The 25,499-nt window shown below is 69.9% G+C and carries 16 protein-coding genes and 1 riboswitch; of the genes, 10 read left to right on the forward strand and 6 right to left on the reverse strand.

Going from position 1 to position 25,499, the window contains the following annotated elements; genetic code table 11:
• Positions 1 to 4 precede the first annotated feature (4 nt).
• On the reverse strand, positions 5 to 823 hold the full coding sequence (locus BL254_RS21575) for an HAD family phosphatase (protein WP_076844853.1): 819 nt from the start codon (positions 821 to 823) through the stop codon (positions 5 to 7).
• 405 nt (positions 824 to 1,228) lie between these two features.
• On the opposite strand from BL254_RS21575, the gene BL254_RS21580 reads away from it, so the two are divergent.
• On the forward strand, positions 1,229 to 2,971 hold the full coding sequence (locus tag BL254_RS21580; protein WP_047224427.1) for a phosphatidylglycerol lysyltransferase domain-containing protein: 1,743 nt from the start codon (positions 1,229 to 1,231) through the stop codon (positions 2,969 to 2,971).
• A 116-nt stretch (positions 2,972 to 3,087) separates the two neighbouring features.
• Here the strand turns inward: BL254_RS21580 and BL254_RS21585 are convergent, their stop codons facing one another.
• Entirely contained in the window at positions 3,088 to 5,283 is a 2,196-nt protein-coding gene (locus BL254_RS21585; RefSeq protein ID WP_076844855.1) for a (Fe-S)-binding protein, read from the reverse strand.
• Positions 5,284 to 5,723: 440 nt separating this feature from the next.
• Here BL254_RS21585 and BL254_RS21590 point away from each other — a divergent pair, with 440 nt between their 5' ends.
• The 8 genes from BL254_RS21590 to BL254_RS21630 all read left to right on the forward strand — a co-directional run bounded on the left by BL254_RS21590 (position 5,724) and on the right by BL254_RS21630 (position 18,369).
• Positions 5,724 to 7,025 (forward strand): nuclease-related domain-containing protein, encoded by a 1,302-nt coding sequence (locus tag BL254_RS21590; protein ID WP_076844871.1) that lies wholly within the window; start codon positions 5,724 to 5,726, stop codon positions 7,023 to 7,025.
• A gap of 378 nt (positions 7,026 to 7,403) precedes the next feature.
• The gene (gene dnaK, locus BL254_RS21595; RefSeq protein ID WP_076844857.1) at positions 7,404 to 9,236 is read left to right on the forward strand and encodes a molecular chaperone DnaK; all 1,833 of its coding nucleotides are present in this window, start codon (positions 7,404 to 7,406) and stop codon (positions 9,234 to 9,236) included.
• Positions 9,233 to 9,946, forward strand: a complete 714-nt coding sequence (gene grpE / locus BL254_RS21600) for a nucleotide exchange factor GrpE (RefSeq protein WP_047224404.1) — start codon at positions 9,233 to 9,235, stop codon at positions 9,944 to 9,946. Before dnaK ends, grpE begins: the two co-directional genes overlap by 4 nt.
• Positions 9,947 to 10,036: 90 nt before the next feature.
• Positions 10,037 to 11,239 (forward strand): DnaJ C-terminal domain-containing protein, encoded by a 1,203-nt coding sequence (locus tag BL254_RS21605; RefSeq protein ID WP_076844859.1) that lies wholly within the window; start codon positions 10,037 to 10,039, stop codon positions 11,237 to 11,239.
• On the forward strand, positions 11,236 to 11,775 hold the full coding sequence (locus tag BL254_RS21610; protein ID WP_047224406.1) for a heat shock protein transcriptional repressor HspR: 540 nt from the start codon (positions 11,236 to 11,238) through the stop codon (positions 11,773 to 11,775). Before BL254_RS21605 ends, BL254_RS21610 begins: the two co-directional genes overlap by 4 nt.
• Before the next feature lie 557 nt (positions 11,776 to 12,332).
• Entirely contained in the window at positions 12,333 to 14,927 is a 2,595-nt protein-coding gene (gene clpB / locus BL254_RS21620; protein WP_047224408.1) for an ATP-dependent chaperone ClpB, read from the forward strand.
• Between the two features lie 212 nt (positions 14,928 to 15,139).
• Positions 15,140 to 16,084, forward strand: a complete 945-nt coding sequence (locus tag BL254_RS21625) for a pseudouridine-5'-phosphate glycosidase (protein ID WP_047224409.1) — start codon at positions 15,140 to 15,142, stop codon at positions 16,082 to 16,084.
• A 104-nt stretch (positions 16,085 to 16,188) separates the two neighbouring features.
• The gene (locus BL254_RS21630) at positions 16,189 to 18,369 is read left to right on the forward strand and encodes an MMPL family transporter (protein ID WP_076844861.1); all 2,181 of its coding nucleotides are present in this window, start codon (positions 16,189 to 16,191) and stop codon (positions 18,367 to 18,369) included.
• 55 nt (positions 18,370 to 18,424) lie between these two features.
• Here the strand turns inward: BL254_RS21630 and BL254_RS21635 are convergent, their stop codons facing one another.
• The 4 genes from BL254_RS21635 to BL254_RS28755 all read right to left on the reverse strand — a co-directional run bounded on the left by BL254_RS21635 (position 18,425) and on the right by BL254_RS28755 (position 22,783).
• The gene (locus BL254_RS21635; RefSeq protein WP_047224411.1) at positions 18,425 to 19,543 is read right to left on the reverse strand and encodes an SMODS domain-containing nucleotidyltransferase; all 1,119 of its coding nucleotides are present in this window, start codon (positions 19,541 to 19,543) and stop codon (positions 18,425 to 18,427) included.
• Positions 19,544 to 19,840: 297 nt separating this feature from the next.
• The gene (locus tag BL254_RS21640) at positions 19,841 to 20,353 is read right to left on the reverse strand and encodes a GNAT family N-acetyltransferase (RefSeq protein ID WP_076844863.1); all 513 of its coding nucleotides are present in this window, start codon (positions 20,351 to 20,353) and stop codon (positions 19,841 to 19,843) included.
• On the reverse strand, positions 20,346 to 21,413 hold the full coding sequence (locus tag BL254_RS21645; protein ID WP_047224413.1) for an NAD(P)-dependent oxidoreductase: 1,068 nt from the start codon (positions 21,411 to 21,413) through the stop codon (positions 20,346 to 20,348). Before BL254_RS21645 ends, BL254_RS21640 begins: the two co-directional genes overlap by 8 nt.
• A 314-nt stretch (positions 21,414 to 21,727) precedes the next feature.
• Positions 21,728 to 22,783: a CAP domain-containing protein gene (locus BL254_RS28755; protein WP_235433725.1), complete on the reverse strand. Its 1,056-nt coding sequence runs from the start codon at positions 22,781 to 22,783 to the stop codon at positions 21,728 to 21,730.
• A 950-nt stretch (positions 22,784 to 23,733) separates the two neighbouring features.
• On the opposite strand from BL254_RS28755, the gene fbaA reads away from it, so the two are divergent.
• On the forward strand, positions 23,734 to 24,771 hold the full coding sequence (fbaA, locus tag BL254_RS21655; protein ID WP_076844865.1) for a class II fructose-bisphosphate aldolase: 1,038 nt from the start codon (positions 23,734 to 23,736) through the stop codon (positions 24,769 to 24,771).
• A 572-nt stretch (positions 24,772 to 25,343) separates the two neighbouring features.
• Positions 25,344 to 25,499, forward strand: a riboswitch (cyclic di-AMP (ydaO/yuaA leader).

Consider the following 25,499-nt stretch of genomic DNA (forward strand, 5'->3'; position numbering starts at 1 on the left):
CCGATCATGAAGGGCCACCGGACGAGAGGTTCCCATCATCCGCTGTCGCGCGGCCGGCGCGGCCGTGTTCGCCTGGCTGTCCGCCCGGCTCGAGCAGGACAGCCAGATCGGGGACGGTGATGTTCGCCCCGTGCGCGAGCAGGGCGTCGGCGTGCCCGACCCGGTCGACGCCGACCACGAAACCGAAACCACCGGCCCGCCCGGCCTCGACCCCGGCGAGCGCGTCCTCGAACACCGCCGACTGCCAGGGCTCGGCACGCAGCTTACGGGCCGCGGCAAGATAGGTGTCCGGTGCCGGCTTGCCCGCCAGCCGCTCACGCGCCGCGACCGCGGCGTCGATCCGGACGGGCAGCAGCCCGTCGATGCCGGCTGCGGTGAGGACCTGCGCGCAGTTCGCGCTCGACGAGACGACCGCGCGTCCGACCCCGGCGTCCGCCAGCGCGCGCAGATACCGCACGGATCCCGGGTACGCGGCGATCCCGCCCTGGCGGAGCCTGGCCGTCACGATCTCGTTCTTGCGCTTCCCCAGCCCGTGCACGGTCTGCGCCGTCGGCGGATCCGCCGGGCTGCCCGCGGGCAGCCCGATGCGCCGGGAGGCGAGGAACGACCGGATACCGTCCGCCCGCGGCCTGCCGTCCACGTAGGCGGGGTAGTCGTCATGGACGCTGAACGGGACGAACGGGACACTCTCGTACCGGGCCCGCTGTTCGAGGAAGGCGTCGAACATCTCCTTCCAGGCCGCGGCGTGGACGGCGGCCGTCGGGGTCAGCACACCGTCCAGGTCGAACAGACACGCCTTGATCTGTTCGGGTAGTCCGAGCATCCATCCCCTCCTCCCGAGGGCACCTGTGACCGTCCTATTACCCGCAACGCCCCTGCCTGACCGCGGACCGGCCGGGGTAACGTCCCACGCACGGCCGGCACCCCGTCGGGCCGGAAAACGGGCTGAGCAAAGGGAAGAAAAGGAGAGCCAGCGTCCGTGACAACGGTCAGCCGTGGAAGCCGTCCCTCGAAGACCAGCCGGGCCAGGGCCAACGGGCACGGCGACGGCATCGGCACGATCTCCGGGACGCCAGCCCCTGGGACCGCTCYCCCCCGAACGTCGGCACCCAGAACACCGACACCCGCGGCGTCGGCATCTGAGACGTCGGCATCTGAGACGTCCACGCACCCGGTGTCGCCGACGCGGGCCGCCCGGTCCGCGCTACCGGCGTGGAACCGCCCATGGGTGCCGCCCGTGGCCGCCGCCCTGGTGTTCGTCGCGGGGCTCATCGACATCGTCTCCGCGGTGACGCCCGGCTGGCGCAGCCGCCTCGACCTGATCCGGCAGATCCTGCCCGGATCGATCTCCCGGCAGGCCGCGGCGTTCACGGTTGTGGTCGGGCTCCTGCTGCTGCTCTTGGCGCGCGGTCTGCGCCGGCGCAAGCGCCGCGCCTGGCACGGGGTGGTGACGCTGCTCATGGCGAGCGTCGTCCTGCACGTGATCAAGGGCCTCGACTACGAGGAGGCGGCCGCCTCCGCCGTACTCGTCGGCGGCCTGCTGCTGGCCCGCGGGCAGTTCCAGGCCAAGGGGGATCCGAGCACCCGCTGGCGGGCACTGCGGGTCGGGACGACCCTTGCCGCCGCCTCGGTCACGATCGGCATGCTGCTGCTGCAGGTGGGCGGTGGGCGGCTGCTCGGGCCGCACCCGTTGTCCGTCCAGTTCGCGCACGTCGTGGACGGCCTGGTCGGCATCCACGGGCCGCTGCGTTTCTCCTCCGAGCGGCTCTCGGACCTTGTCACCCGGACGCTGCTGTCCATGGGCCTGCTCACGATCAGCGCTGTCGTGTACCTCGTGCTGCGGCCACCACGGCCGCGGCCGAAGCTGTCCGACGACGACATCGCCGGCATGCGCGCGCTGCTGGCCTGCCACGGTGACGCCGACTCGCTGGGCTACTTCGCCCTGCGCGCCGACAAGACCGTCGTCTGGTCGGCGACGCGCAAGGCCTGTGTCCCCTACCGGGTGGTGTCCGGGGTGATGCTCGCCAGCGGCGACCCGCTCGGCGACAACGAGGCGTGGCCGGGCGCGATCCGGGAGTTCCTGCGGATCGCCGCCGAACACGCCTGGATACCAGCGGTGATCGGATGTTCCGAGACGGGCGGCAAGGCGTGGGAGCGCGCCGGCCTGTCCGTGCTGGAGTTCGGCGACGAAGCCGTCATCGACGTGGCGGCCTTCACCCTCGACGGCCGTGACATGCGCAACGTCCGGCAGGCCGTCGGCCGGGTCGAACGGGCCGGCTACACCTGTCGGGCGCTGCGGATGCGCGACCTGCCCGCCGAGGAACGGGCCCGGTTGCGGGCGCAGGCCGAGGCATGGCGCGGCACCGAGACCGAACGCGGCTTCTCCATGGCGCTCGGCCGGATCGGCGCGCCCGCCGACGGCGACTGCGTCGTCCTGATGGCCTTCGACCGTGGCGGGGACGACTCGGCGGGCGGTGAAGGGGGCTGCGAGCCGCGGCTGCGCGCGCTGCTGCACTTCGTCCCGTGGGGGCGCCAGGGCCTGTCGCTGGACCTGATGGTGCGTGACCGTACCGCCGACAACGGGCTGAACGACTTCCTGATCGTCTCGGCGGTACGGGCCGCGGCCGGGCTCGGGGTGGAGCGTCTGTCGCTGAACTTCGCCTTCTTCCGGGCCGCGCTGGAACGCGGGCAGCGGCTTGGCGCGGGCCCGGTCACCCGTTGTTTCCGGAGCCTGCTGGTCTTCCTCTCCCGCTGGTTCCAGATCGACAGCCTCTACCGGTTCAACGCGAAGTTCCGGCCGGCCTGGTCGCCCCGCTACATCTGTTTCCCGGCGAACCGGAACCTGCCGCGCATCGCGCTGGCCATGCTGGAGGCCGAAGCCTTCCTGAACTGGCCCCGGCTGGGGGCACGGCCCACCGCGCACCGGCTACGGCGGCTCGTCCGCCCAGCCAGCGCCTGCTCTCGTAGGTAGAAACCGCCACTCCCACGACGGTTTCCACCTACAGGCGCGAAGGCCGTAGGTGGAAACCGTCGTCGCTACAGCGGTTCCTACCTACAGGGCCCTGGCAGGGCCCCTACAGAACCCTGTCAGGAGGCGTCGACGCCGGCCGGTGCGGCCAGCGAGCGGGYCAGCAGCTGGGAGACGTCGAGCACCTCGACACTCTCCTTCGCCCCGCCGGACTGCTTCTTCTCGGTGACGGCGTCGGTGAGCATGACGATGCAGAACGGGCAGGCGGTGGAGACGATGTCCGGGTCGAGAGCGAGCGCCTCGTCCACCCGCTCGACGTTGACCCGCTTGCCGATCTTCYCCTCCATCCACATCCGGGCGCCGCCGGCGCCGCAGCAGAAGCCGCGCTCCTTGCAGCGGTGCATCTCCTGGCTGCGGATACCGGGGATGCTGCCGAGGATCTCCCGGGGCGGGGTGTAGACCTCGTTGTGCCGGCCGAGGAAGCAGGGGTCGTGGTAGGTGACCGAGGAGTCCACCGGCTGGACGGGGACGAGTTTGCCCTCGTCCACGAGCCGGCCGAGCAACTGGGTGTGGTGGATGACCTCGTACGCGCCGCCGAGCGCCGGGTACTCGTTGGCCAGGCTGTTGAAGCAGTGCGGGCAAGTGGCGACGATCTTCTTCGCGCCCGCCGCGTTGAGGACCTCGATGTTGGCCTTGGCCAGTTCCTGGAAGAGGTACTCGTTGCCGAGCCGGCGGGCGGGGTCACCGGTGCAGCTCTCGCCGGTACCGAGGATGGCGAAGGAGACACCCGCGGTGTGCAGCAGCTCGGCGAAGGCCCGGGAGACCTTCTTGGCCCGGTCCTCGATGGCGCCGGCGCAACCGACCCAGTACAGGTACTCCACGTCGTCCGGGATGGGCTCGCCCTCGTCGAGCACGCGGACCTCGAACGGCAGGTCCTCGGCCCACTCGGTGCGGATCCGGGGCGAGACGCCCCACGGGTTGCCGTTGTTCTCCAGGTTGCGCAGCATCACCCCGGCCTCGCTGGGGAACGACGATTCGATCATCACCTGGTAACGGCGCATGTCGACGATGTGGTCGACGTGCTCGATGTCGACCGGGCACTGCTCCACGCACGCGCCGCAGTTGGTGCACGACCACAGCACGTCGGGGTCGATGACCCCGCCCTCGTCCTCGGTCCCGACCAGCGGACGGTCGGCCTGCGCCTGGCCGGGCTCGGGAACCCGCCCGAACCCGGACTCGGGGACGTGGTGGACGGCGTGCCCGCCCGACGCGTCCTCGGCGGCACCGGTGACCGCCTTCGCCGCGTCCTCCCCGTCAGCGGCCCCGTTGGCGGCGAGCAGGTACGGCGCCTTGGCGAACAGGTGGTCGCGAAGATCCATGATCAGAAGCTTCGGCGACAGCGGCTTGCCGGTGTTCCAGGCCGGGCACTGGCTCTGGCAGCGTCCGCACTCGGTGCAGGTGGAGAAGTCGAGCATCGCCTTCCAGGAGAAGTCCTCGACCTTGCCGGCACCGATGATCGGCTCGTCGGCCTCCATCAGGCTCTCRATGTCCGGGGTGCTGCCCAGCGGACCCAGCGCCTTGGGCTCACGCTTGAGGATGACGTTGATCGGCGCCAGGAAGATGTGCAGGTGCTTGGAGTAGGCGACCAGCACCAGGAAGCCCATGATGATGGCGATGTTGAGCAGCAGGAAGACCGTCTCGATGTGCTCGTTGGCCCCGGTGGAGAAGACATCGAGCGGCCGGCTGACCAGGTAGGAGGCGAACGCCCACCTCGTGTCGCCCTGCGGGTGTGTGCCGGCGTTGAACTGGGCGCCGCGCAGGATCAGGAGCGTGACCATCACCGCAGTGATCATCCCGAGGATGACCCAGGCCGGGCCGGTGTGCGACCCGTAGAACCGCGACCTGCGCTCGAGCCGGGCGGGCGCGTTGCGCAGCCGGATGATCGTGAAGGCCAGCAGCCCCGCGAGGACCGCGACCGTGAAAAAGTCCTCGATGAAACCGATGGCGGCCCAGTGCCCGAACAGCGGGATGTGGAAGTCGTGGTCGAACAGCGCGCCGAACGCCTCGATGACGGTCAGCATGAGGATCGTGAATCCCCAGAAGGTGAAGGCGTGCGCGAGCCCGGGGGCCGTCCAGGTCAGCAGCTTCCGCTGGGCGCCGACCTCGCTGATCTCACTCCACAGCCGTTGGCCTGCCCCGTCGAGCCGGCCAGCARCAGGCTGTCCCTGGCGGATCAGTCTGAACAGCCAGTAGAACCGGCGTCCGGCCACCGCGAGGGCGACAACGACGATCACGCCGCCGATAGCGAGTCTCACACGTCCTCCAGTCTTCTACCGACGGTGGGAGCGTATCGCTACCCATTGGTAACTTGCACGCCGAACCAGCCCACCGCCGCCGGCACCGCCGGGATCCGCGACGGGCCATTTCACCCCTTTGCGCCTTCACCTTCCTCTTCGCACCGGCTAGGCGCAGCCGATCGCCGGTCGGACACGGCCGGCGCGAGGGCCCGGACAGCGCCGACCGGCACCGCCGACCAGGATCGAGCCAGACATGATCGTCTAAGATAAAGTTGGGATCAACGTCTCACCGGCCCCGGAAAATTTGGACCGGTTTCGGGATTCTCTTGTCCGGGGACGTGCTCCGGTTGCACCATCAGTGCAGCCCGTAACATGTCTGCGCTCTGCCGCGCCGGCACGGCGACGACCGCTGATGATTCAGGTTCCGGACCACGACCTCACGATCCACGGTGGACATGATGGCGAGCACGACCAAGAGCCCGATCAGGAGCAGCGGCCCGCTGCGCGACCACACCCGCGACCGTCCCGGCCACTCCCTGGAGGTGGCCTACCGGCGAGCCCGGGAGCAGCAGGCRCAGATGCGTCGGGAGCGGCTTGCCTACACCGTGCCCCGGGCCGCGCTACGGGCCTTCCCCATCGCGGTGGTGTTCGCCGTGCTGGTCGCCTCGGGCCTGCGGCTGCCCGCGTCCGTCGCGGTGACGGCGTACCTGGTGGTCCAGCTCGGCTGGCCACTGGTCGTGATCGGTCGTTCGTTCGATCCGGTTCCCGAGATCGAGGCGCTGCGCGAAGGCGCCGAATCCGAGCGCAAGACGGCACGTATCGTCAACAGGCTGCGTCGGTACGGCTACGTGGTGATGCACGACCGTCGGGTGGCTCACTCCGAGGCGAGCATCGGGCACCTGCTGGTCGGGCCGGGCGGCGTCATGGTGATGAAAAGCGACGCCTCCCCCGGGACGGTCCGTTACTCCAAGGACGGCGCGAAGGTCGACGGGCAGTCCCTGAAGAAGCCGCTCGACCTGACCAGGTGGCTCGGGGAAGAGGTCCGCAACCAGACCCGCGACGCCCTGCCGATGCTCAAAGTGCCGGTCCGGCCAATTCTGATCATGGTTGAGGCGGGTGTCCTGTGGAGCGACGGGGCGATCGACGGGGTGACCCTGATCAGCCTGAAGGACCTCGTCTCCTATGTCCGCGGACGGCCGGACCGGCTCAACCCGGCCGAGGTGACGAAGGTGGTCGCCGTCGCCCAGCGGCTGTTCCCGCCCGCCACGGCCAACCAGCTCGCCGATCACGTCACCCTGGACCGCGACCAGTGGCTGACCCTGATGGACGCGCTGCGCACCATCCTGGAACGCGGCGGGGACGCGACCGACATGCTCGACCGGCTCACCCGGATCGAGAACGATCTCGCCCGGCTCGCCGAGCCGGGCGGGCGGTCCGGYATCCCGGGAGCGCGTACCGGCGACAACGGTGACAGCGGTGACGGTGACAGCGGTGACGGTCACAGCGACGACCTCATCAACGAACTCACCGGCTCGGCCGGCCCGGCCGGCAGGCCCGCGCCCGGTGCCGCGGACGACCCGTCGACGGGACGGCGGCGGGGGCGCATACTGGCCGCGGTCCGCCCGCTGCGGCCGGCCGCGAGCCGCCCGGCGGACGACGTCGCGAACGACGGCGGCACCAGCGCGGACCTGGACGTCGACGGCTCTGCCGACGGACCGGGCCGACCGCCATAYGGCCCCACCGGACCGTCCAGCGCCTGAACAGGGCGCAGACCAGCAGAATCACGGTCAAACAGGACATAATGGCCGAAAGTATGCACAAAAATCCTGAAGCAACCTGAGGCCGGCGGACATCCCGCCGGCCTCAGTCGTGCGCCGGTCGTGCCGGTCGCGCAGGTCGTGCGCCCCCGCATCCAGTCGCGCCCGAACCGTGCCCGTGATGACGCGGCGCACCAGCGCCGTCCGACTATCGCAAAGGCCATCGCAAAAAACATGAGCAGAATAGGCTCAGGTTTGACGGCAGGAGAGTTATTGTTGGATCCTGAGCCAGCACGGCTCAACTACCACATGAGCGGCCCACGCGGCATCCCGACGGAGCCGGTGGAGCCGGATCCATCCTGATTCGAAAGGCGCACAGACATGGCACGAGCGGTCGGCATCGACCTCGGCACCACGAACTCCGTCGTGAGCGTGCTCGAGGGYGGCGAACCCACGGTGATCGCCAATGCCGAGGGCTCGCGAACGACTCCATCCGTCGTCGCCTTCGCCAAGAACGGCGAGGTTCTGGTCGGCGAGGTCGCGAAGCGGCAGGCGGTCACCAACGTCGAGCGGACCATCCGGTCGGTCAAGCGCCACATGGGCACCGACTGGAAGATAAAGATCGACAGCAAGGACTTCACCCCCCAGCAGATCAGCGCGTTCATCCTGCAGAAGCTCAAGCGGGACGCCGAGTCCTACCTCGGCGACACCGTGACCGACGCGGTCATCACCGTGCCCGCCTACTTCGACGACGCGCAGCGCCAGGCCACCACCGAAGCTGGCACCATCGCCGGGCTGAACGTCCTGCGGATCGTCAACGAGCCCACCGCCGCTGCCCTCGCCTACGGGCTGGACAAGGGCGAGAAGGAGCAGACGATCCTGGTCTTCGACCTCGGTGGTGGCACCTTCGACGTGTCCCTGCTGGAGATCGGCGACGGCGTTGTCGAGGTCAAGTCGACCTCCGGGGACACCCACCTCGGCGGTGACGACTGGGACCAGCGCATCACCGACCATCTGATCAAGACCTTCAACGGTCAGBACGGCGTCGACCTGGGCAAGGACAAGATGGCTCTGCAGCGGCTGCGCGAGGCCGCCGAGAAAGCCAAGATCGAACTGTCGCAGTCCACCCAGACCAGCATCAACCTGCCCTACATCACCGCCTCGGCCGAGGGTCCGCTGCACCTCGDCATCACCCTGACCCGCTCCGAGCTCCAGCGGATGACCCAGGACCTCATCGACCGCTGCAAGCACCCCTTCCAGCAGGCCGTCAAGGACGCCGGGGTCAAGGTCAGCGACATCGACCACGTCGTGCTCGTCGGCGGCTCCACCCGGATGCCGGCCGTGGTCGACCTGGTCCGCGAGCTCACCGGCGGCAAGGAGCCGAACAAGGGCGTCAACCCCGACGAGGTCGTCGCCGTCGGCGCCTCCCTGCAGGCCGGCGTCCTCAAGGGTGAGGTCAAGGACGTCCTGCTGCTCGACGTCACCCCGCTGTCCCTGGGCATCGAGACCAAGGGCGGGATCATGACCAAGCTCATCGAGCGCAACACCACCATCCCGACCAAGCGCTCGGAAATCTTCACCACCGCCGAGGACAGCCAGCCCTCCGTGCAGATCCAGGTCTTCCAGGGCGAGCGCGAGATGGCCGCCTACAACAAGAAGCTCGGTATGTTCGAGCTCACCGGCCTGCCGCCGRCGCCCCGCGGCGTCCCGCAGATCGAGGTCACCTTCGACATCGACGCCAACGGCATCGTCCACGTCTCGGCCAAGGATCTCGGCACCGGCAAGGAACAGTCGATGACCATCACGGGCGGTTCGGCGCTGCCCAAGGACGACATCGACAAGATGGTCCGCGACGCCGAGCAGTACGCCGAGGAGGACCGCAAGCGCCGCGAGGAGGCCGAGACCCGCAACCAGGGCGAGACCCTGGTGTACTCCACCGAGCGGTTCCTGGCCGAAAACGGCGACAAGATCGACGCCGCGGTCAAGGCCGACGTGGAGGAGAAGCTGTCCGCGCTGCGGGCGGCGGTCGGCGGCACCGACATCGCGGCCATCCGTGACGCCACGACCGAACTCGCCAAGGCCAGCTCCGTCATGGGCCAGTCGCTCTACGCGGACGCGCAGGGCTCGGCCGGCAACCCCGGCGGCGCCGCCGGCGCGAGCGCGGACGACGACGTGGTGGACGCCGAGATAGTGGACGAGGAGGACAAGAAGTGACCTCGGCCCCCAACGACTGGACGCAGAGCGCCCCCGCGCCGGACGAGCCAGTGATCGTCCGGGACAAGCGCCGCATAGACCCACAGAGCGGGCAGGTCCGGGTGGAGGCCGCGCGAACGCAGACCGCCTCCCCGGCCGGGGACACCGTCACGTCTCCGGCCGGGGTGCCGCCGGCCGGAGAGGCCGACCAGGTGGCGTCGCTACGCCAGCAGGTCACTGAGCGCACCAGTGACCTGCAACGCCTCAAGGCCGAATTCGACAACTACCGGCGTCGTGTCGAGCGTGACCGGCAGGCCCTGGCCGAGCAGGCAGCCGGCAGGCTGCTCCTGGCGCTGCTGCCGACCCTCGACGACATCGGCCGCGCCCGCGACCACGGCGATCTGGAGGGCCCGTTCAAGGCGGTGGCGGAGTCGCTGGAAGCCACCCTTGAGACCGCCGGGCTCGAGCGGTTCGGCGCCCGCGGGGACGAGTTCGACCCGCTCGTCCACGATGCGCTCATGCACACCTACTCGGCCGAGGTGACCAGGCCGACCTGCGTGGACATCTTCCGGGCCGGCTACCGGCACGCTGGCCGCGTGCTGCGGCCGGCGCAGGTCGCGGTCGCCGAACCGGCGGCGGAAGACCCCGACGCCGGTCAGGGCGCCGACGGCGGCACGGCCGCCGGGGCCGCGCCGGAAGCCGGCGGCGGCTCGGCAGAAGCCGCCGAGTAGCCGCCGAGTAGTCAATGCCATCGCGGTTCTTGCTGAACAGCATCCACATCGGGCGTCGGTAGACGACATGATGACGGAAGGAGGGGCGCCGTGAGTGTTCGCGACATGGTCGAAAAGGACTACTACGCCGCTCTCGGCGTGCCCAAGGACGCTTCGGCAGCCGACATCAAGAAGGCGTACCGCCGCCTCGCGCTTGAGCTGCACCCGGACAAGAACCCCGGCGACCCCAAGGCGGAGGCCCGGTTCAAGGAGGTCTCCGAGGCGTACGACGTGCTCTCGGACGAGTCCCGGCGGCGGGAGTACGACGAGGCCCGGGCGCTGTTCGCCGCGGGTGGTGTCCCCGGCGGCCAGGCCGGCGGTTACGGCTTCCAGCCGGGCGGGTTCGGGCCCGGTGGGCCCGGTTACCATGGCGGATCCACCGCGTTCAACCTCGACGACCTGCTGGGCGGGGCGGGCGCCGGCACGGCCCCGGGCGGGCTGGGCGGGCTGTTCGACAACCTGTTCCAGCGGTCACCGGGCGGCCGTGGGCCACGCCGTGGCGCCGACATCACGGCCGAGGTCACGATCTCGTTCGAGAAGGCCCTCTCCGGTCTGGAGGCGACGGTCCGCCTGCCCGGCGCCGCGACCTGCCTGACCTGCGGGGGCAACGGTGCCCGGCCGGGCACCACACCGCGGACGTGCACGACCTGCCGGGGGCTGGGTGTGGTGTCGCGGTCGCAGGGAGGCTTTGCGCTCTCCGAGCCCTGTCGGGACTGCCTCGGCAAGGGAACGGTGATCGATTCGCCCTGCCCGGACTGCCGGGGCAGCGGCCGGCGCGAACGCGAACAGCGGATCCGCATCCCACCGGGGGTCGCCGACGGCCAGCGGCTGCGGGTACGCGGACKCGGATCGCCGGGTGAACGCGGTGGCCAGGCAGGCGATCTGGAGGTCACCGTCCACGTACTGGCCCATCCGGTGTTCGACCGCGAGGGGCAGAACCTGACGATCGTCCTGCCGGTGACCTTCGTGGAGGCCGCCCTGGGCGCCTCGGTGAAGGTTCCGACGATCGACGGTGCCCCGCTGACGGTGAAGATCCCGCCCGGCACGTCGAGTGGACGTCGTCTGCGGGTACGTAGTCGTGGAGTGCCGCGTAGCGGCGGCGGTCACGGCGATCTCATCGTGACCGTCGACGTCACGGTGCCGAAACCGACGGATCTCTCCGCGAAGGCGCGGACGGCGCTGCAGGAGTTCGCCCACGCCCATCCCGAGGATCCCCGCACAACACTGATGGAACAGATGGAGGGCCGGTCATGAAGTCACGACCGAGCCGTACCGCCGACCCGCCGGCGTCGGCACCGGCGGCGCCGCCGTCCCCGGGGCCACCGAGGGCCTCGGGCGTCCCGGCCGGCTCGCCCGGGACGCCGTCGGCGCCCCGCCCGAGCCCCGCCCACGACGACGACACACCCGTATACGTGATCTCCATTGCCGCGCAGCTCGCCGGCATGCACCCCCAGACGCTGCGAGCCTACGACCGTCTCGGCCTGGTCACTCCCGGCCGCACGTCCGGACGCGGGCGACGGTACTCCGTGCGGGACGTCGCGCTGCTGCGCGAGGTGCAGCGGCTGTCCCAGGAGGAGGGCGTCAACCTCCAGGGCATCCGACGGATCCTGGAGCTGGGCGGCCAGGTAATGATGTTGCAGGCGCAGGTCCGGCAGCTGACCGAGGAGTTGGCGGCGGTCCGCGCCGAAGCCGAGCGCCGGGTCGCCGAGGCGCATCGCAGCCACCGGCGCGACCTGGTGCCCGTCGACCGCAGCGCAATAGTGGTCTGGCGGCCCGGCTCCCGCCGCTAGGGTGCTTCCTGTGGATCTTGCTCGATGCGGGCGGCGATCCAGATGGCCTCCTCCGAGGCGGAGGAGGAGCTCATAGCGGAGGCTATGGGCGACGACGACAACGCGGGAGGTGGCCATCTGGGCGCCGCCCACGCGATCGAACATCCGTCAGACACGCCCTGGACCAGGTCGGCAGCCATGAGCGCCGGCTCGTCGGGTACTGATTCCTTCGTCCTCCTTCGTCGAGCACCGGTTCTTCGTCGGCTATCGGTTTCACCGAACGGCGCGCCGTCGACGATCCGCGGCGAGGCCGCCGAGTGGTGAGCGGGAGCGGCCGGAGCAAACGACGCGGACGGCGTGGGCCCGAGCCAGGGCCAGGGCCAGGGCCGTCGAGCGTGGGGCAGCCGGTTGCCACGCCCCGCGCTCGACGGCCCTGTCACCAGCGGGCTCCAGGAGGCAGCAACGCCTGGGAACGCCGCGTCGCGAAGCTTCGCATCACGCAAACTTAAGCGGGAATGACTCAACTATCCTGAGCGTTATGAAGATGGTACGACCAAAACGATCATCTTAGGATTCCGATGAACGCTGACCGCCTCACCGCTCGCTCGCAGGAAGCCCTGTCCTCCGCCGTCAGCCGCGCCACCGGTGACGGCTCACCGCTCGTCGACCCCCTGCACCTGCTGGTCGCCGTCCTGAGCCAGACCGGCGGGGTCGCGGTGGACCTGCTCGAGGCCGTCGACGCGCCTGTCGCCCAGGTGCGCGCCCGCGCCGAGGCGGCGGTCAGCCGGCTGCCGCACGCGACCGGCGCGTCCGTTGCCCCGCCGCAGCTGTCCCGGCAGCTCATCACCGTCCTGGACAACGCCGAACGGCAGGCGAACCGGCTCGGCGACGAGTACACCTCGGTCGAGCACCTGCTGGTCGCGCTCGCGGAGGAGGGCGGCGAGGCGTCCCGGGTGCTCACCGAGTTCGGGGCGAGCTCGGAGGCCCTGCGCGGCGCGTTCGACACCGTGCGCGGCGGCGTTCACCGGGTGACCAGCCGCGATCCCGAGGGCTCCTACCGCGCGCTGGACAAGTACTCCGTGGACCTCACCGAGCAGGCCCGCGCCGGCAAGCTCGACCCGGTCATCGGACGCGACGCCGAGATCCGCCGTGTCGTGCAGGTCCTGTCCCGGCGGACGAAGAACAACCCGGTCCTCATCGGCGAACCCGGCGTCGGCAAGACCGCGATCGTCGAGGGGCTCGCGCTGCGGGTCGTCGCCGGTGACGTGCCGGAGTCCCTGCGCGGCCGGCGCATCGTCTCGCTCGACCTCGGTTCGATGGTGGCCGGGTCGAAGCTGCGGGGCGAGTTCGAGGAGCGGCTGCGAGCCGTCCTCAACGAGATCCGCTCCGCCGAGGGCCGGCTGATCACCTTCATCGACGAGCTGCACACGGTCGTCGGCGCGGGCGCCGCCGAAGGCGCCATGGACGCCGGCAACATGCTCAAGCCCATGCTCGCCCGCGGCGAGCTGCGCATGATCGGCGCCACCACCCTGAACGAGTACCGCACCCGCATCGAGAAGGACCCGGCGCTCGAACGCCGCTTCCAGCCGGTGCTGGTCGGCGAGCCGTCGGCCGAGGACACCATCGGCATCCTGCGCGGGCTGAAGGAACGCTACGAGGTGCACCACGGTGTCCGGATCACCGACGCCGCGCTCGTCGCCGCCGCCACCCTGTCCGACCGGTACGTCAGCGGGCGGTTCCTGCCCGACAAGGCCATCGACCTGGTGGACGAGGCCGCGTCCCGGCTCCGGATGGAGATCGACAGCCGGCCGGTGGCGATCGACGAGCTCGAGCGCGCCGTCCGGCGCATCGAGATCGAGGACATGGCGCTGTCCAAGGAGAGCGACAGCGCGTCCAAGGAGCGCCGTGAGCGGCTGCAGCGCGAGCTCGCCGAGAAGCGGGAGGAGCTGTCCAGCCTGACCGCCCGCTGGCAGCGTGAGAAGAGCTCCATCGCCGAGGTGCAGAAGGCCAAGGAGGAGCTGGAGAACGCCCGGCGCGCCCTCGACCTCGCCGAACGCGATCTCGACCTGGCCAAGGCCGGTGAGCTGCGCTACGGCACGATCCCGACGCTGGAGAAGCGGCTCGCCGCGGCCACCGACGCGCTGCCCGGCGCGGGCGAGCCCGGCAGCGCCATGCTCAAGGAGGAGGTCGGCCCCGACGACGTCGCCGAGGTCGTCGCGTCCTGGACGGGTATTCCCGCCGGCCGGCTGCTGGAGGGGGAGACCACCAAGCTGCTGCGCATGGAGGAGGAGCTGCACGCCCGCGTCATCGGCCAGCACGCCGCGGTGCGGGCCGTCTCCGACGCGGTGCGCCGGGCCCGCGCGGGCATCTCCGATCCCGACCGGCCGACCGGCTCGTTCCTGTTCCTCGGCCCGACCGGCGTGGGCAAGACGGAGCTGGCCAAGGCGCTCGCGGACTTCCTGTTCGACGACGAACGCGCGGTGGTTCGCATCGACATGAGCGAGTACGCCGAGAAGCACTCGGTGGCCCGGCTCATCGGCGCCCCGCCCGGTTACGTCGGCTTCGAGTCCGGCGGGCAGCTCACCGAGGCGATCCGGCGCCGCCCCTACAGCGTGATCCTGCTGGACGAGGTGGAGAAGGCACACCCCGACGTCTTCGACATTCTCCTGCAGGTCCTCGATGACGGACGCCTCACCGACGGGCAGGGGCGCACCGTGGACTTCCGCAGCACGATCGTGGTGCTGACGTCCAACCTCGGTTCCCAGTTCATCGCGGACCCGACCCTGCCCCCGCAGGTGCGGCGCGACTCGGTCATGATCGCGGTACAGGAGGCGTTCAAGCCCGAGTTCCTCAACCGGCTCGACGACATCCTCATCTTCGACCAGCTCGACAAGGACGACCTGGCCCGCATCGTCGATCTCCAGCTCGACCTGCTGCGCGCCCGGCTGACCGACCGGCGGATCACCCTGACGGTCACCGACGCCGCCCGCTCCTGGCTCGCCGACGCCGGCTACGACCCGGTCTTCGGCGCCCGGCCGCTGCGCCGGCTCGTCCAGACCGCGATCGGCGACCCGCTCGCCCGGGAACTGCTCGCCGGCACCATCCGGGACGGCGACGACGTCCTCGTGGACGTCACCCCGAACCAGCACGGCCTGGCCGTCCAGAAAGCGTAGGCAAAAACCGTCACCACCCCGACGAAAACCACCTACAGGCCTCCGACCCGTAGGTGGTTTTCGTCGTCATGACGACGTTTTCGACCTACAGACGCGGAAGCCGTGGGGTGGCAAGGGCCCCTCACGGGGCCGTCACGGGGCCGTCACAGGGCCGAAAACCACCAGCGCTTTCCGCGCGGTAGCTATCCGAAATCGGCGATACACTCTCGGTCGTGCTGAAGCTGGTGGTCGCTGACGAGGTGCGGGCGGCGGTGGAGGCGGGGCGGCCCGTGGTCGCCCTGGAGTCGACGCTGATCGCGCACGGCCTGCCGCGCCCACGCAACCTGGAGGTGGCGGCCGATCTGGAAACCCTGCTCCGCGACCGTGGTGTGACACCGGCGACCATAGCGATGATCGACGGAGCGCCCACCATCGGCCTGGATGCCATCGAACTCACCAGAATCGCGAACACCCCGAATGTGGCGAAACTGTCGGTACGGGATCTGCCGGTCGCCTCCGCGCTGGGCCGCACCGGGGCGACCACGGTCGCGTCCACGTCCCTGCTCGCCGCCCGCGCCGGTATCAGCGTGTTCGCCACCGGCGGGCTCGGTGGGGTGCACCGCGGCTGGGCCGACAGTGCCGACGAGTCCGCCGATCTCGTCACTCTCGCAGGCACGCCGATAACCGTGGTCTGCGCGGGGGTGAAGTCGATCCTGGACGTCGGCGCGACCCTCGAACGGCTGGAAACCCTCGGTGTGCCGCTGCTCGGCTGGCGGACGAGTACCTTTCCGGGCTTCTACCTGTCCCGGACCGAGTTTGTCGTGGACTGGCGGGTGGATGCCGCCGCCGACGTCGCGACCGTCATGGCGGACGCGCGGGCGCTGGGCCTGCGCGCGGCCGTGGTCGTCGCCAACCCGGTGCCGGAGGCGGACCAGCTCGACCAGGAGCTGCACGACCGGGTCCTGGACGAGGCGCTGACGCAGGCGGCCCGCCGGGGGCTGCGGGGGAAGGCCGTCACCCCGTTCCTGCTGGCGACGTTCCACCGCGAGACGGCCGGCGCCAGCCTGGAGACCAACATCGCCGTGGTCCGTAACAACGTCACCGTCGCCGCCGACATCGCCGTTGCCTGGTCCGCCCACCCGACCGGCCCGGACCAGACATCCCCGGACCAGACATAGACCAGACATAAAGGCGCCGGCGGCCCCTGAGCAGCCGTACCGCTTTCGTGTCAGGCCTCCTACCTGCGACGATCGATTGTCGTGGACAGCGCGGAGGGGGTCCGGTGGGCAGGATCTGGCAGGCCGTGGCATGGTCGGCGGGGCCGCGTCTGAAATGGGCGCTTCTCCTTGGCTGGATCGTCATCGCGGCTGTCGCCAGCCCACTCGCGTTCAGGCTGTCCGACGCGCAGCGGAACGACGCCTCGTCCTTTCTGCCCTCGCGCGCCGAGTCCACCAGGCTGTTCGAGGCCCAGAAACTCCTGCCGGGCGGGGACTCYGTACCGGCGATTGTCGTCTTCTCTCGTGACCCTGAGCTGACGCCTACCGATCGGAAAGTGGTCGAGGAGGTCGGCCGCCGGATCGGTGAATTCTCCGAACGCCCGGTCAGCATGCCTATTTCCTCACCACGGGGAAATACCCTGCTACTCGCCGCCAGTATCGCCCAGAGCGCCGACGTCGTGGTGTTCACCGACAAGGTCAAGGAAATCCGGCGGATCGCCCGGGACGCGGCACCGCCGGGGCTCCAGACGTCGCTGACCGGGCCGGCCGGGCTGGTGACGGACACCTTCGAGGTGTTCAGCGGAGTGGAGACCAGGCTGCTGTTCGTCACCGCGGGAGTCGTGGCGGTCATTCTTCTGCTCGTCTATCGGAGCCCCATCCTGTGGCTGATCCCGCTACTGACGGTCGCTATCGCCGACCAGACCGCCACCGCTCTGGTCTATCTCGCGGCCGAGCACGCGGGGCTGACCGTCAACGGGCAGAGCGCGGGCATTCTGCGGGTACTCGTCTTCGGCGCCGGCACCGACTACGCACTGCTTCTCATCGCCMGTTACCGCGAGGAGCTGACCCGTCACGTCGATGCGCACGCGGCGATGCGGGTCGCGATCCACCGGGCCGGACCGGCGATCGTCGCCTCAGCCGCCACGGTCATCATCAGCATGCTCTGCCTGCTACTGGGCGAGCTGAACTCCAACCGTGGCCTCGGCCCGGTCAGCGCGATCGGTATCGCCGTGGCGCTGGTGACCATGATGACGCTGCTGCCGGCGGCGCTGGTCGTGTGCGGACGGAGGCTGTTCTGGCCGTTCATCCCCAGCTACGGCGCGCAGACGCGGGAGGAGTCCGGGACCTGGTCACGGATCGGTGCGACGATTGCCGCCCGGCCGCGCACGATCTGGATCGCCACCGTCCTGGTGCTGGCCGGGCTCGCGCTCGCGACCACACATCTGAACACCGGCCTGCGTCAGGACCAGGGATTCACCAGACCGATGGACTCGGTCACCGGCCAGGAAATCGTGCAACGCAGCTTCCCGGCCGGTACCACCGCACCGACATACATTGTCGCGAACGCCACCAGGGCGGACGAGGTACACGCGGCCATTGCGAAAAATCCCGCGGTCGCGACCGTCGTGGAAAGCGACCGCGGCGCGGGGCTGGTGCAGTTCCTCGTCATTCTTTCGCAGCCGCCGGACACGAAGGCGTCCTTCGACACGATCAGACAGCTTCGGGACACCGTTCACGCGATACCGGCGGCGGACGCGCTGGTCGGCGGRAACACGGCGGTGAACCTGGACGTACGCACCGCCTCCGTGCACGACCGGAAAGTCGTCATTCCGGCCGTACTGGCGATCGTGGTCGTGATTCTCGGGCTGCTGCTGCGGTCGGTGGTGACCCCGCTGCTCCTGATCGCGACGGTGGTGCTGTCCTTCCTTGCCGCGCTCGGCGCGAGCGCGCTGGCCTACGACTGGCTGTTCGACTTCGCCGGAGCCGATCCCGCCCTGCCGTTGTTGGGCTTCATCTTCCTGGTGGCGCTGGGTATCGACTACAACATCTTCCTCATGACAAGGGTCCGGGAAGAAGCCGGGAGAATCGGCACGCGGCCGGGGGTACGCCACGGCCTGGCCGTCACCGGCGGCGTCATCACCTCCGCCGGGGTCGTGCTCGCGGCCACGTTCTCGGCGCTGTTCATTCTCCCGCTCGTGCAGCTCGCGGAAGTCGGCTTCCTGGTGGCCTTCGGCGTCCTGCTCGACACGCTGGTGGTGCGTTCTGTTCTCGTCCCCGCGCTCGCCATCGACATCGGCCCGAAAATCTGGTGGCCCAGCCGGCTCGCGAAGCTGCCACCGGACCAGCCCACGACGGCGACCGACGTCGCCATCCGAGAAGCGGACAGCGACGCGGCCGCCGTTGGAACTCTTTATGGAGCCGCCGGCCGTACGAACACAATGCTCACACAGCCCTCGGACGAGTAGTTTTTACAGGACCTTTCGGATGGGCGACCGCTACCCAGCCAAAGCCGCCGGCTGGTCAGCCGAAGGTCGGGAACTCCGGGCCGAAGATCAGACGCCAGAGGTTGACCGCCTCCTCGTGCCGGCCGACCTGCTCCGCCTCGACCGCCTCGTCGGCACGGGCACGGGCGAAGGCCACCGGCTCCCGCAGCGCGTCGACGTCCTGCGGCTGCAGATAGGTCGACAGGTCGCCGCCGACCTCCGCGGGGTCGTAGGCGGCGAATCCCCTGCTCTCGATGTGCCGGAAGACCGCCGCCAGCCCCTGCCGGGTGTTCAGCCCACGATTGATCAGAACCTTGCCGGCGAGCGCCTCCAGATGGAAGGAGCGCAGCCGGCTGCCGTAGACCCGGTTCCAGGCCTTGAGCAGCCGCACGGCCGACGCGACCCGGGGGCCGGCGTCCGCCATCCAGCTGGCATGCCGCTCCGGGCGGGTCGGCAGCCAGCCGCCGACACAGTCCGGCATGACGTAGCCCGCCCGCGGATGGTCGAAGGCGGGCACCAGGTGAACGTCCGGCGCGCAGTTGTAGACGACGCGCATCGCCTGGCCGCGACTACCGATCATCTGGATGCGGTCGCCGCCGATCGCGTTACGGACGCGGAGCAGCAGATCGCGGGAGTCCCAGCGGAAGCGCTTCCAGGCGCTGTTGGCCGCGCTGAAGACCACGATGATGTCGACCTCGTCCACCGGGCGGATCATCGTGTCGCGGCCCGCGGAGCCGATGGTCGCCACTCCGACGAGCGGCAGCGCGCACCGCGGCGGGAAGATCGTCCGCAGGGCCTGCTCGGCGTCGTTGCGGCGGGCGTCGATGACCGCGCGGTCGTCGGCGTTGAGCCGGATCAGGTCGTCGAGCTTGGCAAAGGCACGGGCCGTGGTACCGACCAACAGGGGGCTGGTCATGCCACCGGTGATCGGCCCGGTGATCGGCCCGGTGATCGGGCCCGTCGGCGGGTTCAGCGGGCTGACGGCAGGATCGCCCGCGAACAGCGGGTTGTGCGCTCCAGGGCCGGACTCCTCCGAGCGGCGCCAGTGCGGCGGAATGATCAAATGGTCGTAGGTGACCTCCGAGGCACGCTGCCCGGGCAGTGATCCGTCCAGGGTTCCTGCGAACGCGGCTTCGCGTTGAGTTTCCACGCTCACTCTGAGAACCTCCCCAGCGCCTGCGCGCCAGCCGTACGCCCCCMATCCAGGACACGCGCGGCCGGTCAGCCGACACGGAGTTGCGAAGTGAGCGGCCAGCCTTACCACCCGATTCGCGACATCGCATCTTATGGTGCCGCATCCTGTCGGGCGGTGAACACCGGGGCCAGATCGGTCGCGTTACGTGACGAAAACAGCCGGATCAGGCAGCAGCTACCAGGCCCGGCAAAAGCGGGCCGGAGCAGGGATAACACAAAAACGATCAGTATTACAACACAATGATCAGAATAATAATGATCAGAATGGCGGCGGGCGATACCAGACCCGCCAGCCGTCGGGCAGGATGACGCTGGTGGGCACGAACGCGGTCGCGACGGCCAGCCGCTCGCTCGTCCGGTCGCCCAGGCGCAACCGGGCCTCAACCACGATCGGGCMGCGAAACTCAAGCCAGCCGGCCAACGCCCGCAACACCTCGGTGGCATAGCCGTGACGCCGGTAGGGCCGCCCGATGGACACCGACACCAGCGCGCGCCGGCCGAACGCGTCCACCGCCAGCAGCCCGATGGCCGCCGAGTCGTCACCACGGATCGTCCAGGTCATCACACCACGGCCGGCGCTGGCCCGGCGGCGCAGCGCGCGGCGTAACGCCTCGGTGGGATCACCGGTGACGTCGACGGTGATCCCCTGCACCTTGTGCAGATGGGTGCCCACCAGCAGCGGCCCAAGTTCCTCGGCGACGAACCCGGCGTTCCAGAMGGTCAGCGGAAGCGCGAGCAGACGCAGGGTCGTCAGGGTCGGCGCATCAGCCACGGCGGGCGGGCTCCGCGACGCCGAGCAGTCCCCGTTCCCGCAGCAGCGCCTCGGTGCGGGCCATCCCCTCGTCCAGGCCGACGCGCGGCTGCCAGCCCGTCAGCTCTCGGATGCTGGCGATCGAGTAGGTTCCCGTACGGGTCAGTTCGGCCAGCGTCAGCGGTCCGAGATCCACATAGCCGCGGGGATGCAGCCGCGAGGTCACCCGGCCGGACAGCCAGCCGCGTTCGGCCAGCAGCCGGTCGGTGGCGTCGAGCGCACGTACCAGCGCCGCCGGCACCTGTCCCGGCAGGGGCACGCCGGCCATCCGCGCGTACCGGCCGAAGAAGTCCGACGCGGTGACCGGCTCGCCACCGGTGACGTGCAGGATCTCACCGGCGGTCCGCTCGGCACCGGCGACGGTGACGACAGCCGTGGTCAGATCGTCGACGTGGATCGGGCTCAACAGCCCACGGCCGCCGTCCACCAGGGCGAAACGCCCCGCCCGCAGCAGCAGCAGCGGCCACAGCGTCCACCGGCCGGCCCGTGGGCCGTAGGCGTCGCCGACCCGCAGCACCGTCACCGGCAGCCCCCGGGCGGACGCGGCGAGCGCCGCCCGTTCGGCCGCGGCGAGCGCGTCCGGGCGCGTCAGACCGGTGGCCGTGACCGGCGCGCTCTCGTCCACCAGGTCCGGGAAGGAGGCGCCGAGCACGCTCACGCAGGAGAGGTGCACCACGCGGCCGACATCGGCACGCTCGCAGGCGTCCAGCAGTCCGGCGATGCCCCCGAGCGTCACCGAGCGTAGCTCACTGTCGGTGAGCGGTGCCAGACGTCGGCGCACGCCGGCGCGCACCGCGCCCAGCTCCCCGCCGCCGCCCGTGCCGACGGCCGCCGCGTGCACGACAAGATCGGCACCGACCAGCAGTTTGTCCAGATCCGCCGGCCGGGTGACGTCCGCCACGACAATGCCCGGGCCACGGCGGACATCGACCGGTATGACGTGGTAACCGCGTCGGCGCAGCTCGTGCGCGACCGCGTCCCCGATGAATCCGCCGGCGCCAGTAACGACCGCGCGAGCCACGTCCCCCCTCATCGCTTTCCTGGCAGCTCTGGAAGAGCCAACATCATAGGCGTCGCATCCCGTCACGTTCCGCTGTCAATACGTCGTTCGAGCGGCTCGACATCGACCCGACGTGACCGGAAAGCCAGACTAGCCGGTGATGACGGTCACAGCCGTCACGGCCCACGCCTGGATGCCACGAGCACGACCGTCCGGAAGCGGAGCGCGACAACCGCTGGAGCACCCCGAGCGCATCCGGACGACCACATCGGCCAGCACCCGTCGGACACCGGCCAGCACCCGTCAGGCACCGGCCAGCACCTGTCAGGCACGGCCTACGGCGTCCCGAAATCCTGCGTCCAGTAGGTGCCGTAGCGGCCTCCGGTGGCATAGCCCACACCGATCTGCTTCAACGAACAGTTCAGGATGTTCGCGCGGTGCCCGGCGCTGTTCATCCAGCCCCGCACCACTTCCGCGGGTGTGCGCTGGCCCGCGGCGATGTTCTCCGCCGCGGCGGAGAACTCGTACCCGGCCTTCGTTATGCGCTGGAAGGGCGTCCGGCCGTCCAGGCTGTCGTGGCTGAAGTAGTCGTGGGCGGACATGTCAGCGCTGTGCGCCTGCGCGGCCGTGATCAGCCGGCGATCCGTCGTGAGCGCCGCGCAGCCCGCTCTCGCCCGCTCGGCGTTCGTAAGCGCGATCACTTCGGACGCCTCACCCAGAAGCCGGTCGGACGGCGCACTCGTCACCGGCGTGACCGGGAGCGCCGGGGACGGTACCGGTGCCACCCGGGCCGGCACGGCTGATGTCGCCGGTGGTGGCGTGGCCGGGGTCGCCGGGGTCGCCGGCGTCACCGGGGCCGGGACGGCCGGCAGGTCGGCCGTGGGCTGCGGCTGGGTGGGCACCTGGGTGGCGGTCGGCCGCGGCGGCATGTTGACGATCCGTAGCTGGCTCGCGCGTATCGAGGGGGTCTGGGACGGATGGAACACGATCTCGGCCAGTGTGTAGGCGCCGTCGGGCAGCAGCCGGGTGTCCACGGTGGCCTCGTACGGGGCTGTGGGCGCCACCTGAACGTTCGTCGTGGGCCCTCGCAGGACGAACGCCACCCAGGTCCGGGTGTCCGCGGGAGCGGTGGCGCGCAGCCGCACGACGCCGCTGACGGTGCCGCGGTCGGTTGTCGGCTGCGCCGTYGACCGGGCGGCGAGCGCGAGCACGGCCGTCGACGACGCCAGTGCCGGGGCGGCGACGACCGACCCGTCCGTGCCGGCCGGGCTGGCCGGAGCGGCAAGTCGTGTCAGGAGCAGCACGGCTGTTCCGAGAACGCCGAGGACGACCGCCGGTACGACGGCAGGCCACCTCCGGCGGGCGTGGTCGTACCCGCGATGTCGATCCATGGAACCTTCCGTCCGGTCGGCCCCCCGCGCATGTCCCCCTCCGCCGGCCCATGGATCCGGGCCTACCGGACCGACCATCGGCCACCAAGGTCATTACCGTGTCGCCGTCGGTCGTCCAGCCGGCGCTCACAATAGCGAATAGCAGACAGAACGGGCCATCGGGGGCTGGGCGCGCGCCCACCGCCGCGCCGGTGAACGGCCCGACGGCCATCTTTTCGCCCGCTCCGGCGGAYGGCACCGGACGGTTCGGTCGCGTCACGCGCCCAGCCGCGACGGGAGCGCGTTTCGGGCACGGCGGGAGCAATGCGGCAGGGCATCGCGACAGGGACATGTGGCGGGTACACGTGGCGGGGCATCCCGGTAGGGCATGGCGGGGCATAAGGCCCGTAGTCGGGAACAAACCGGGCCACGGCCACGGGCCGGAGTACCAAAGTGCTGATAGAAGGCACCGCCCAGGTCGTACGGACGGCTCTCGACGCATTCGCGCGGGGCGCGGCCGAGTGCTTCCCGGTAACATAACCAGCCATGGCACCGGAAATCGCGATCGACGGTCCCCCGGTCGCCAGGGTGCGTCTGCCGGGCACGGATCGACGCGGGCCGCGGCCACGAGATCCACGCGATCGAGGATCCGCTGGATGCGCTCCCGCGCGGTGAGCGACGCGCCCGCGCCCGGGCCGACCACGGGCAACCCCGGCGGCGAGCGGGACGATGCCACCGGGTAGCCAAAAACCAACGGATGACACCGCTCTCGACGAGGCCGAGAGTGAGGACGACGGCATGGTGCACCAAGCCCGGCAGACCATCCGTACTCACCCGTTGCGGCCGTCCTACCGGACGGGGAGTGTTCGTCATACCCTTCGCGCAACTTCCCGGCACGGCACACGTCCGAATCGGTAAAATATCACCGAACCGGGCACGCCGCGCCCCGACTGTCCACAGGAGCCAGACCGATGCCCATTGCCACCCCAGATGTCTACGCCCAGATGCTCGACCGGGCCAAGACGGAGGCATTCGCCTACCCCGCGATCAACGTCACGTCGAGTGAAACCCTGAATGCCGCGCTGAAGGGCTTCGCGGACGCCGGGAGCGACGGTATCGTACAGATTTCCACCGGCGGGRCCGAATTTCTCTCCGGCACCAGGGTGAAGAACATGGTGCTCGGCGCGCAGGCCCTGGCCGAGTTCGCCCACCATGTCGCCAAGGCGTATCCGGTCAACATCGCACTGCACACCGACCACTGTCCTGCCGGCAAGCTCGACACCTACCTGCGCCCGCTGGTCGCGATCTCCAAGGAGCGGGTGCTCAGGGAGGGCCGCGAGCCGCTGTTCCAGTCCCACATGTGGGACGGCTCCGCGGTCGAGATCGAGGAGAACCTCAAAATCGCCGACGCGCTGCTGGCGGACACGGCCCAGGCGAAAATCGTCCTGGAGGTGGAGATCGGTGTCGTCGGCGGCGAGGAGGACGGCATCGTCGGCGCGATCGACGAGAAACTGTACAGCACGCCCGAGGACATGTGGCGGACCGTCGAGGTCCTCGGCGCCGGGGAACGGGGCCGCTACCTGGTCGCGGCAACCTTCGGAAACGTGCACGGGGTATACAAGCCGGGCAATGTGAAACTCCGTCCGAGCATCCTGCGTGATGGGCAGCAGTATGTCGCGCAGAAGCTCGGGCTGCCAGCCGACGCCAAACCCCTCGACCTGGTCTTCCACGGCGGGAGCGGTTCCGACCTGTCCGAGATCCGTGAAGCGGTGGATTACGGCGTGATCAAGATGAATGTGGACACTGACACCCAGTACGCGTTCACCCGGCCGGTCGTCGACCACGTCTTCCGGAACTACGACGGTGTCCTGAAGGTGGACGGCGAGGTCGGCGTGAAGAAGCACTACGACCCGCGCAGCTACGGCAAGGCGGCCGAAGTCGGCATGGCCGCCCGAGTCGTGAAGGCGTGTGAGGACCTGCGTTCCGCGGGACGCTCCCTCGCCAACTGACCCCGCTCGGACGGGACGGCTCCACAACACGCTCGCCAGACCGGGCTTCGTCGTCCGGCTGGCGAGCGTTCGCGTGTGGGCGTCAGTCCCCGGGCATCGGGTGGCCGTCACCCGTCACCCGTCAGCGGTCATTCCGCATATGGCGCGGGTTCCGGAAAGGTCGCACCATCGTCGGATCACGGGTACGGTACACACCGTCCTGCCGTTCGATGTGTCTTCAGCGAAATCAACGGTGTTCCGCGCCGCGTGCGCCCGGCCGGCCGGGCCCGGCCTTTGGCCCGGAGCACGCAGACCGCCGGCTCGCACACGGGTTCCTACCCGGATAATCTGGTTCCGATCGTCACCGCCACGACGGGATACCGAGTTTTCCTGGCAATAAAAGTACGATGAAAGCAATAAGCGCGCGTACCCGTGCGCTACCATCCGCTCCCGAGCCCCGGCAAGAGCTGTCGGCCCGATGTGCGCATCCTCACGAAGCGGATTCCCCGCTTGTTCGGCGCCCAGCAATTGTTGTTATGGTCTGCGCCGTGCTCGCGATACAGCGAACACACGTCGGGCGGCACGCCGAATCCTGCCCTCGTCCGACGAAAACCCAAACTTGTGGCAGGAACGGGGGACCCACTTCCGGGCGCCGATATCGGGCGTCCTCGGGGTGAAGCCGCAAATGCGGCCGGGCAGTCCCAGCCCGAACCCGACAGCTCACTTCGCAGGCGTGGGGAAGGGCATAA

Origin of the sequence: Protofrankia sp. BMG5.30, assembly GCF_001983005.1 — a bacterium.
In the GTDB taxonomy this organism is placed as follows: domain Bacteria; phylum Actinomycetota; class Actinomycetes; order Frankiales; family Frankiaceae; genus Protofrankia; species Protofrankia coriariae.